We start from the raw sequence: 11,514 nt of genomic DNA on the forward strand, positions 1-11,514 counted from the left end.
ATTGTTTCTGTGATTCCTCCTGTGTCCATTGTCGGACACGAGTACTCGCATAGTCACTGGACTACTTTCCGGGGACCCAACCAGGGTCACTAATTCACCTGCGCACCGTAGGGTAGAACCATGGCCTTGAGATTCATCCGGAAGGTCCGCACCAAGTCAGGTGCGGTCGCGGTGCAAATCGTGAACCGCACCGGACGTATCGTGACTGGCATTGAACACATTGGTTCAGCACACACGGATACTGAACTCGCTGTCCTCTTGTCCAAAGCAGAAGATCAATTACGTCCGGGACAGCAGATCTTCGACTTCGGCGATATCGAGCAGACCCCGGTGAAAACCAGCGATGTCGCGGATTGGCGAGACCCGGAATCCATTCAGCAAACCGTTGCAAACCAGTCCAGAAGCATTAGCGCGACTGGCAAGGTGATTGCCTCCCCAGCCACGATCCTCTGGGAAATTCTCGAAGCCGCCTACGACCGGCTGGGATTCAACGTCTTGGATTACACAGCCTTCAAAGCCATGGTTCTCGCCAGAATTATTGAACCGACGTCCAAAGCAGACACCATCCGCGTTCTGAAAGACATCGATGCGCCTCACCCTTCGTTGCGGACCTTGTTCCGCAGCCTAGGAACCTGCATCGAACAGGACTACCGCGACCAGCTGGCCAAGGCCATGGTCACTTACCGATCAGCCACCGTCGGCTTAGCGTCTTTGGTGATGTATGACGTGACCACCCTTCATTTTGAGGCGAAAGACGAAGATAAACTCCGCAAAGTCGGAATGAGCAAAGAACGCCGCGTCGACCAACAAATCCAGGCCGGGCTCCTTGTTGACCCGGCAGGGTTCCCTTTGGAGCTGCATATGTTCGAAGGGAACAAGGCAGAAACCACCACGATCATCCCCGTTCTAGAAGCATTTCAAAAACGGCACGGCATCACCGACCTGGTTGTGGTCGCGGACGCCGGGATGCTGTCGGCGAATAATCTGAATGCGATCGAGGATGCAGGATTCAAATTTATCGTCGGATCCCGACTGACCAAGGCACCCTATGATTTGCAGGAGCATTTCGATACCAAGGGCAACAGGTTCACCAACGGTCAGCTCCTTGAATCCACCAGGGTGATGGGTACGGGGAAGAACGCGCGGGAACGGCGCATTGTTTACCAGTGGTCAGCGAAACGGTTCGCCAGGGATAACAGGAATATCAACCTCATGGAACGTAAAGCCCTGGCGGTCGCTGAAGGGAAAGCACCGATGAAGAAGGTGCGGTTCCTGAAAGTGAGCTGGGCTGAGAAAGAGCTGGACGAGAAGATCATCGAGCGTGCCAGGATGCTGGCTGGGCTCAAGGGCTACGTCACGAACCTGCCGGTCGAATCGGTGCCTGCTACGCAGGTGATTAGTGCTTATCACGATTTGTGGCAAGTGGAAGCGTCGTTCAGGATGACGAAGTCAGATTTGCGGGCTAGGCCGATCTTCCACCGGGAAAAGGATTCAATTGATGCTCATTTGACCGTGGTCTTTGCTGCGTTGGCCATTGGCCGGCATTTGCAGGAACTGTCTGGGTTGCCGTTGAAGCGGTTGATTACTGATTTGAAGGGGTTACGCGGTTCTAGTGTGTTGATCAACGGGGATGAGATTGCTTTTGACGCGCTGGTTCCAGATGACTTCGCTGAGGTGATTGGTGTTTTTGTGTGTGATCAGATAAAAGTAGGCCACTTCAGCACAAGAAGTAGGCCATTTCAGCGGCCTGATTCAGGCCACGTCAGCATGAAAAACAGGCCAGTGAGCCCCAATGGTTCCAGGCCGCTGATGATCACCACCTGAAGCCAAGACGCACCCACAACCTCCACAGCCAGCAGCAGGCCAGATCCTGGACGAAGACGGCACTTTACTTTGCTGAACGCAAAAGAGACATGGGCCCGTCTTGCTTCACGATAAATTCCTTCCAACACCCACCACATGATGTTTGCAGACAATCAACGGGTGTTGGAAAGGAAACGAAAGAGAAGTGACGGTACCCATGTCCGTTCAAGAACGTATCAGGAAATTAGACTCCCAGGGAGTTTCCGGCCGGGAAATCGCCCGGCAAGTCGGGCTTTCACGCAGCACCGTGGCCAAGTACTTGAAAATTGATGACTATTCGCCCAAGCCGCCCTCAGCAACTTCGCGGACGGGCTCGGTGATCCACGGATTCGAATCGATCATCATCGCGTGGCTCGATGAGGACCGCAACGCACCGCGCAAGCAGCGCCATACCGCCCAGCGGATCTTCGACCGACTCACCGAGGAGGAAGGCTATGAGGGCACGTATTCGCCGGTGCAGCGGTTCGTGAAGAAATACCGTGCTGACCAGCAAAGCGCCAGCGACGGGTTCCTGGAGCTCCAATGGCCCCCTGGCAGCGTTCAGGTTGACTTCGGCCAAGCAGATGCGCTGATTGCAGGACACCGGCAGACCCTGCACATGCTGGTGGTGACCTTCCCGTTTTCGAACATGCGTTTCGTACGCGCTTACCGCGGGGAAACCGCTGAATGCGTATGCCATGGCCTGCGCAGCATCTTCGATGAGGTTGGCGGCGCGCCGACGCTGATGATCTTCGATAACGCCACTGGTGTGGGGCGGCGGGTACGCAAGAGAATCACCGAGACGAAGCTGTTCGAGGCGTTCAAGAACCATTACCGTTCCCAGTCCAGGTTTTGCAATCCTGAGTCGGGCCATGAGAAAGGCAACGTGGAGAACGCGGTGGGGTTCTTGCGCCGCAACATCATGGTGCCCATCCCTGCAGCGACCTCTGTGGAGCAGCTCAATGAGCTCTTGGCGGTTCGCGCTGCGAAGTTCGCTTCGAAGCCTCATTGGAAAAAGCGGGAATCCAGCCAGGTGTTGTTTGCCCAGGATCAGGAAGCGCTGCTGGCGTTGCCGTCGGTCCAGTTCGACCCGGTGCAGTATGAGGTGCGCAAAGCCAATAAGTATGGGCACGTGCAAGTCGCCCAGAACACTTACGCAGCCGGCCCATCATTCGCGACCCGCCAGGTGAGTGTTGGATTGCGGCACGAAACGATTGAATTGCTTGATGAACAGGGCAAGATAATCCGGTCTTTCCCGCGGGTCTTCGGATACCACCCGGAGACGATCAGCGAACCGTCTGTGGTGCTGGGGGCGTTGGCGCGCAAGCCTGGCGCGTGGTCGAATTCGCCGATCCGCGCCCAGTTCGCTGACCCGCTCAAGGATTGGATCGATACTGCCGATACGGCGGACCGGCGGCAGTTCTTCACCGCGTTGGACGAGGCATCGCAGGCAGCCGGGTTCCTTACTGCACTGGATGCTGCCGAGCAGCTGGTCGTGGACGGTGCTGATCCGTCCAACCCGTCGCTAGGCATGCTGGCCCGCCGGATTTCCCAAGGCAGCCAGTTCGAATCGGGCATCGTGGACTTAGAAGTTTATGACCGGCTGTTCACGGTTCCCGGGCAGCAGCAGACCACGGTGGAAGGCAGCCCGGCCGCATGAGCGAGATCAAGATCGAGGACTTGCTCCGGGCCGGCCGCGCGGCGTCGTTGACGAGCACGGTGATGGAGGAATACGCGCGTAAGGGCACCCCGAAGCAGCGGCAGTTCCTTTACGATCTGTTGATCGCCGAGCAGCGCTCGCGTACTGACGCACGGCGGGCACGGTTGCTGCGTGCAGCCAAGCTTCCAGCATTGAAGACGTTGGATGGGTACGACTTCACAGCGATTACTTTCCGGGCAGATTACGGGCGGGAGCAGCTCACTGATTTGGATTTCCTCGAACATGCCCAGGACTTGATTCTGTTCGGTGACGTCGGGACCGGCAAAACACATTTGGCCACGGCACTGGCCGTCGCAGCCTGCCGTCGGGGCATCTCGGCCCGGTTCTTCACCACAGCGGGGTTGGTGATGCAGCTGCGCCGCGCCAAAGCCGAAGGTCGCCTGGATAAGGAACTGGCTTCGGTTGCCAAGAACGAGTTGCTGATCATTGACGAATTCGGGTACCTGCCGATTGATGATGAGGGTGCCCGGCTGCTGTTCCAGGTGATTGCCGATGGGTATGAGAAGCGCAGTTTGGTGGTGACGACGAATCTCAAGTTCAAACGTTGGGGCATGGTGTTCGGTGACGAGAACATGGCGGCGGCGGTCATCGACCGGCTGGTGCACCACGGGCGTTTGCTGCAGTTCCGGGGCCAGTCCTACCGAGTGAAGAACGCGTTGATGAGATGAGTGCGGTGGCGCCATGGCGTCGCGCCAGCAGGTGTCCTGAAGTCCAGCAGGCAGGCTTGCTCAGTGCTGAATTTCCGTCGTCGTCCTGGAACGTTCAGTGTTGAATCCTGCATTGACCTGTGTATTTGAGTATTCAGGTCGGTGCAGGGTTCAGTCCGTGCTGAAATGGCTTACTTTTGAGCCGAAGTGGCCTACTTTTAAGCGCTTTAATGGCCTACTAAAACTTGACGAAACACAGTTTTGAGAAGGGGTCACTAACCTTGGCACGAAACAGGGGGACGAGGTACCGACTAACCCTATTCATCAGGGGCTACGGCCGTGCTGAGCATCCTGCACCACGCTTAACTTTTGTGAGCCCCTATTAGCCAGGCACGCAGTACCAACAAACTCTATTCGGCACGGCCGAGCAAGCTAGAGAAACCAGTTGCCGTATTCCACGCCCACTAATCAGAGGTTCTCGATGCCATCTCGAAAGATTGAAAATGTATACGGGTCACATTCGGCACACGGACGAAAGAAGCTTCAAAACATCTATGAGAAGTTCTTGACTAGGATGTAAACCAAGCAATATTCGACCCTAAACGCCGAAGCAAGCGAATCTGAGGACGCCATTTAACTGGAGATTTCAAATAGCCCTGTAACTCATCCATGTTAAAGTATTGACGAAACTCGTCGTCCAGCCCATTAACCAATTCTCGAGAAATCAAGTCTTTTGCATATTGCGCTTCCTTAAGCGCGTGGTAAGGCATATTAACCTTTAAAGCCTGACTCTTGAGCAGACCGCTATCCGGTAAGGGTAGAACGCCAGTAGGCCGCAAAGGAATTCTGTTACTTCGTCCGTCAAACCTTGGAGCGTGTCCAGTTCTAGTTGGCTGCATCTCGATCCGAAAACGTGTGGCGAAATCTTTGCTGAATCGAGGAGTGTCGAATGGAATAGATAAAAGTGTTGGGGCCATACGGTGAAGGATTTCGAGCTGTAGTTCTCCAGAGTCCCTGTCTGCCATGGAAGAATGATTCATAATAACAACCAGCGCTGGAGAATACAGAGGATCAAATCTATTTGTAAAACGACTCATCGATCTACTAATCTCGCCAACGTAATATCTGTTCCTCGTGGCAACGTAAAGGTAGTCAAGTTGTGCAGCCCCATTAATGCCAAAGTCTGCAAAATTAGCAATAAGCCCCTGAAGACGACTACCCGTCTCCTCGACAAAACTTCGATTCCAAAACCCGCGCGTGTCAGAATCCCCGATGCCATAATTTCCGAATGTCCCAACAAAAGTCGAAAATGGCGAAGACAATTCTGGGTGGCGTCCTTTAGCGTAGAAGGACCGCAGGAATTCGCCATAACCGCCGCTGAGAATTAGATTCTCGTTACTAGCCAGGCCAGGGTCCGCTGGACCTTGGAGAACGCCGTTTGTTTCATGTAGAGACCAAGTAAGTTCGTCGATACCTGCTGGTCGAATGGCTCGATCCACGCCATCATATCTCGTCATAATAAGATCTAGGGTTGCACAGACATTCCTGGCGGTCATGACGTCTAATGAATCCTCAGCCCCACCAACAAAATATGAAAACTCTTGTGCTTTGCCTGCGCCAACCAGCCCAGCCAGCACCATTCGCGAGTCAATACCGCCTGTAAGTTGTGAAATTTTTCGCCGACTCTGGTAACGACTGGCCGCATTAATGTTTATGCTGACGTCTTCCAGAAACTGATCTATGGCTTCTTCGATAGGCACATCAGGGCTTGTTAGTTCGTTAAATTGAGGATATTTACATTCTTTAAACCTAGTATTATCAAACGAAACAAAGCTGAATTGTTCTAACACTCTAACGTTTTTAAATGGAGATTCAGTCAACCCTCCATTCCCAATTAGACTGACACTCATGATGTAAGCCAAATTCTTTTCAAGCTTGAGTCCGTGTAGAGCTACGGTTCTTTTCAACGTCTCAAGATCGGAAGCGTAAATATCTATCCCATTAGATTCGAAATGTTGAACCATACAGCCACCAAAGGGATCGGCCAAAAGATGGATATGGTTGTGCCATAAATCCCGAATCAAAACGGCGACAGAACCCCTCAACGATTGGCCAATTTGCGCAGGAGAATCTGTGATTGATGCGATCGCCGTCTGCGCCTCTGTCTGGTTGCAAACTAAAGTCCGATTGAGAATACCAACACCATGGAATCCCAAGACCTCGTAACGCTCGACTTGAAATCCAGATAATGCAAGATCGCTTTCAAAACTGATTTTACCTTCAGTTAGCGTGACAGAAAAACCGGTCAAAACCGACACCTACTCTTAGTCTGATGGTTATGGTGAGCGGATAATACTACTTAGATTCACTCGATCGGATGTATCACTTTCAAAAACTTGATCACGATTATAATTTATTGAATCTAGCAGTATAGCTCTTGGAATAATGACAGAATATTCTACATATCATTGTAGCCTAATTGAATAATGCTAGTTCGTTTCTTTATTCTAGCACTTAAACAAATAATAGTTACTGCTTAACTGCGATCTTTAATTCAGGAACACGAACTCTCGGAAGAGTTGCTGCGTCCAAGAACTGGTTAAAACGTTCAAAGAGCCTGTCAAGGTTAGAGAATAGCGGTTCATAGTCCGTTGCATTGATAAGTTCACTTATGCTGAGAACGCCGGCTTGTTCTACATCCATCGACGGTAAATGAAGCGCATCTGCCAGTTCACGTGTTCTAGAATCATGCGTAATCCATAAGGCAGGTACTCCTTCAAGCATACTTGCCATATTCACATGGAAACGAGTACCAAAGGTGTAATCAACAAACTCTCCGTTGAATTCCTTCCATGGCTTGAGATCGCGGAACAACCTAAGTCTCCGAGAAAGGTAATTACAGAATTCTTCGCGTTGCAGCTTTGGCGATGGGCCTGAAAGCAGCCGCTGGAAATGAGCTGGGGCGACAGCAGTTTCGGGATTTTCTAAGATATCTTTTAGATACCTGTAATTCGCCCTATCTTGCGGTTCAATAAAGAAACCATTGTTACGGATAGTATTCAGCAACAATAATTGTTCCGATTCCGCTGCATGGTGTGTCCCGCTAAATGCAATACGTGGAAATTCGTTAGCCCGAAGAAGCTCAATATTCTTTTTAAGCTTCGAAAAAGCATCTGGATAGCTAAAGAAACTTGGACAGCCGGTAACATAGGCATTTTCCACACCACCAAATTGCTTCAGGACTGAAAGAGTAAACTCGCCACGTACACTTACAGCGGTAGCCTTTTCAGCGATAGCTCTCATCGCTACAATTGCTTCGGGCGGGAATTTTACTTTGGATAGGTCCTGTTCCTTTGCCTGAACTCCCAATCCGAATAATATAATCGGTTTCTCATAACCATTTAGCATTTCAACGAGCTTAACGTATCTCTTTCGAATATTTTCTCCGAAATCATTCGCTCGAAAAACGTTTGCGCATGTAATAATAACATGCGTGCACTTTTCGTTTACGAAATCTTTGAAACGGTCTCCAGGCTTATAACCTGGCCAATCACGATTGATAGCAAGATACGCATCATCAAATAACTGAAAAGGCGCGTCTCCGTGGATCATATTTCCAGAATTTTCATGAGTCTCCAGCGGAAAAGTAGCGGGTAGACTATTAAGGATTCCGGTGACACCAATCATATTTATGACACTCCTAAGAATTAGTTCGTTCAAAAGTTGAGATTACATCTGCAGACTCAGGCGAACCAGGTATTGTAATTAGCAATTCTTTTGTTTTCGCCAGCTTATGATGTTCCAAAGCAATATTGGACTCTCCGACTTGAAGACGTGGGGCGAATTCAGGTTTAGTCGATTCAAATTTCGCGACACACCTGAAGCCAGGCCGCTCCAGCACAATCGTATTATTCGTCTGACCTGTTACTTGAATCGACGGGTCGAGTAAGAACCGAACTATCGGGTTTCCGAAGCGGACGGATGTGAAGGTGTCACGTATTTTGAGAACTTCTGTGCCGATTCGACGAACACGGCGACGTATAATTGGAGTCCCGTCAAATGATAGTTCTGCTAGAAAACTCAGTTCGTTTTCCGACTGTTCACGTGATAGTAAGTTTCCACGCAATCTACTCGTATTCCTGCCGTAGGAAATCGAATTTTTGGTAGTCCAAGAGTCGAGCTGTGTGTAGGTAGGCAATGAGTGGCCCTTTGGTCCGCGCATAGCTACAGCAATTGGGTCATTCTGGTCATAGCTAAGAAGTCCGGCATCACGGAATATGAAGTCGCCGCCGCGCCACCAGGCAATGCTCAGGTCATCAAGCTGTTTATGAATTACACTCCTGAAGCCAGCTACGAAAGACAGGTACTCTTCGTCACGGCTTATCACAGCAAGCCCATTATTGGGAGACCAGAGGCTACCTAACATTGGCTTAAACCGGTATTGTATGCCCCCCGGGCTGTCTCCTAGCGGAGGAACTGCACCATTTGGTAGAAGCTGCTTACGTACGCCGATTTGCGCTGCTCGCAACAATAGTTCGAACATTCTTGCTTGACCCGAAAACTTTCCGGCCCATTTAACAAACGACACAATATCTTCCAGTAGCATCACGTAGAAGACCTGGTAGATTGGCGTGTTTTCCGACGCTATACCGTCTTCGTCTATGATTTCTCCCAGAGTCGAATACAAACGCTTGACCCACTCGTGGGCGTTCGCGCCCTCCGATACCAAGCCAGAAAGTAGAGTCTCCGCGTGCAAGTGTGCGATGCCGAGCATAATTCCGTGGTTATTTGGCTGGAAAAGACTCAGCTCATCTAGCAATCGGTTCTCGACGGATAATAAGCGTACGTACAGGGTCAAGAATCGGTTAAATTCCTCTTCTCGATCTTGGCGGAAAAGAAATGACAGAATCCAAAGCAACGTACGTAACCGCAATGCGCTTTGATGGTCTTGGCTACCTGACTTAAGTTTGCCAATATCATCCGCTGCGACTGATTCAATCCAGTCAAGAAATGAATTTACGATTTTTTCTGCCAAGAGAACTTCTAGAGTTCCACTCTGGATTTGGAGGATACGTGGCAAATAGGCCAAGGAGTTGCGCCAGAGAGTCGTTGTATTAGCGTCTTTGGCAGGAACTTCAGCCCATATCGCTGGCTTAACGAGCTCTGAAGTCAACAGCTTGGCATTGTTAGGCAACGTTATTTCCCAGCCCTCGGGTAGTTCTTTAAATTCCCAGCCACGGGGCGTGCCGTCAGAAAATTGACCTGCATACGCTGCTAAAAGTTGACGGTCATTATCTGACGGCACAAATTCCACTTACGATTTCCCTACTTCAAGATATTCGTGGCTCTACGCACGAACGTGATCCAACAAATCTGCCACACGGCTAGTGACTATCTTAGTATCATAGCGCTCAAGCATAAATTCCCGACCATAGTTCGACGCACGTTCGAACGAAGTACGATCATCCTGCATTGCCAAAATATACTCGGCCATGAGTTCAATTGAGTCAAAAATGAACTCACTTGGATAGCAGGATTCCACGCCACGCCACGGCAGAAATAGCCCTTGTCCCCCGGCGCAGAATGCTTCGCCTGGTGCAACTTGCATGCCTTCAAAGTCGCTAAGCGACAAGGCATAACCAACGTTGCGGAGCGCTTCTTTAGTATTGACCCAGCCTTGGTAATGGATGGCATTTTCCAGGCCCAGCTCTTCAATGCGGGAGTCACACATCGCGTAGTACTTACGGGCTGATTCTGAATTCATGACCCAGCCGTACTCCGAGTATTTTTTCCCGTAGACGCTCAGCTCGTAGCGCTCATCAACAGCTCTGAGTTTGGCAAGCAGTTCAATGGCTCTGTGGAAACCCTTCAAAGCTGGAACGGTTCCGATCATTGCCAGCTGGAAACGGCGGGCATCTGCATCGTCTGGGTCTGTTTTGTAACCCTCAACGTCGAACGCATTAGGAATGAGCTCAAACTTTTCATAAGGGATATCAAAACGGTCGCTGAAGTCATTGAGCGAGTGCGGCGCAATAGCGATAATTTTCGCGACCTTGGACAGCTCAAGCTCTAGTCCGTAGTCTACTGTCATTTCGCTTCGATGGGCACGAATAACTAAACGGTGACGCGACTGGACGTTCTTTGAGTACCAAACGGCTGCACCAAGGAGCCATTCCACCCAGACGTAATCTGTCCATTCCAAAAGTTCGCGGCTCTGGGCTTCATCATGAGTCGTGTGCCCGGTCCACTTATCTGTGCGTACGTTGTACCGCTTCTGCAGTTCCGGAAGAATATCGTTCATGAACTTCAGGTCATGTCCGGCAAGTACGAGTCGAATCTTGCAGGCGTCAACAAACTGTTCGTAGTTGTCGTCTCGTGCGGCCAATACCAACTCGTTCAATCGGCGACTGAACTTGAACGTTGAAATGTAGTTCCAGTGCGTATTACAGAATTGGCTGAAGAAATCGAAAACCTCTCGGCTAAGATCTTCAGTCTTGAACCAGATGAACTGACGAAGCGCATAGTCCATAGCTGCGTGTCCGTGTTCCTTGATGAAGGAAACACCGCTAGCGCCAAGAATCTCATCCACGTCAGCCCAAGCCTCAATGAAGTCCTTGAAGTTGGATGAATTCAGTTTTTGAGTAACCGACGCTTCGTCATCATCGTTCTTGACGTACTTACGGATAGGGACGTCACGATATGCAACGCGTTCACACTTAACCAGGACCTCGGAACTGAACGTGATGTCCTCACCGATACGACGCGTTTCCATGAACCGTATGTCGTTGTCCATAACAACCTCACGGCGCATGAGGAAGGAACAGGTCAAGCTTTGGAACTTGGCAATGGCACGTAGTCGTGAGCTCGTATCCTTGATCTTGTCCCACCCTGGGATTCGATCCGACATCCGACTACTACCGTCTGGAGCAACAACTTCCAAGCTGTTTCGTACAGCGTCGCTCTCAAACTTGATTGCGTGTAAGTACGCGTTTTCGAGACCCAAGGGTATCAGAATGTCATCGGAGTCAAGGAAGAAGAGGAATTCGCCGGTCGCTTGTTCCAAACCATAGTTACGTGGCTTAGCCGCTGAGCCCGAGTTCTCGGGAAGTCTAAAAATCTTCCAATTTTCGTTCTCTTCACATGCCGCCGAAAGTCGATCAAAAGTGTCGTCTTTCGATTGATCGTCAACGAAGATCACTTCGTGTGGAACCTTCTCCGGAATCGCTCGAAGTGACTCTAGGGTCAGGTCCATCTTCGCGATCGAATTGTACGTAGGGATTACGATGCTAATCATGTGGTAGTCCT

Annotated in this window: 7 protein-coding genes; 3 read left to right on the forward strand and 4 right to left on the reverse strand. The window is 50.6% G+C overall.

Going from position 1 to position 11,514, the window contains the following annotated elements; genetic code table 11:
• The first annotated feature begins 120 nt into the window (after positions 1 to 120).
• The 3 genes from BKX98_RS12685 to istB all read left to right on the forward strand — a co-directional run bounded on the left by BKX98_RS12685 (position 121) and on the right by istB (position 4,230).
• Positions 121 to 1,824, forward strand: coding sequence for an IS1634 family transposase (locus BKX98_RS12685; RefSeq protein ID WP_073707521.1), 1,704 nt, complete (start codon positions 121 to 123; stop codon positions 1,822 to 1,824).
• 196 nt (positions 1,825 to 2,020) lie between these two features.
• Positions 2,021 to 3,502 (forward strand): IS21 family transposase, encoded by a 1,482-nt coding sequence (istA, locus tag BKX98_RS12690; protein ID WP_083586874.1) that lies wholly within the window; start codon positions 2,021 to 2,023, stop codon positions 3,500 to 3,502.
• Entirely contained in the window at positions 3,499 to 4,230 is a 732-nt protein-coding gene (istB, locus tag BKX98_RS12695; RefSeq protein WP_198934380.1) for an IS21-like element helper ATPase IstB, read from the forward strand. Before istA ends, istB begins: the two co-directional genes overlap by 4 nt.
• A gap of 548 nt (positions 4,231 to 4,778) precedes the next feature.
• Here istB and BKX98_RS16870 read toward each other — a convergent pair.
• From BKX98_RS16870 to BKX98_RS12710, 4 genes are all read right to left on the reverse strand, one after another.
• On the reverse strand, positions 4,779 to 6,527 hold the full coding sequence (locus BKX98_RS16870; protein ID WP_143181117.1) for a hypothetical protein: 1,749 nt from the start codon (positions 6,525 to 6,527) through the stop codon (positions 4,779 to 4,781).
• Between the two features lie 211 nt (positions 6,528 to 6,738).
• Positions 6,739 to 7,896, reverse strand: coding sequence for a polysaccharide pyruvyl transferase family protein (locus tag BKX98_RS12700; RefSeq protein ID WP_073707523.1), 1,158 nt, complete (start codon positions 7,894 to 7,896; stop codon positions 6,739 to 6,741).
• Positions 7,897 to 7,909: 13 nt separating this feature from the next.
• Positions 7,910 to 9,523, reverse strand: a complete 1,614-nt coding sequence (locus BKX98_RS12705; protein WP_143181118.1) for a heparinase II/III family protein — start codon at positions 9,521 to 9,523, stop codon at positions 7,910 to 7,912.
• Between the two features lie 33 nt (positions 9,524 to 9,556).
• A complete protein-coding gene (locus BKX98_RS12710) occupies positions 9,557 to 11,503 on the reverse strand; it encodes a glycosyltransferase (RefSeq protein WP_073707525.1) in 1,947 nt (648 codons plus the stop codon).
• Positions 11,504 to 11,514 lie beyond the last annotated feature (11 nt).

The sequence above is a fragment of the Glutamicibacter sp. 0426 genome, from assembly GCF_001906485.1.
Classification (GTDB): domain Bacteria; phylum Actinomycetota; class Actinomycetes; order Actinomycetales; family Micrococcaceae; genus Glutamicibacter; species Glutamicibacter nicotianae.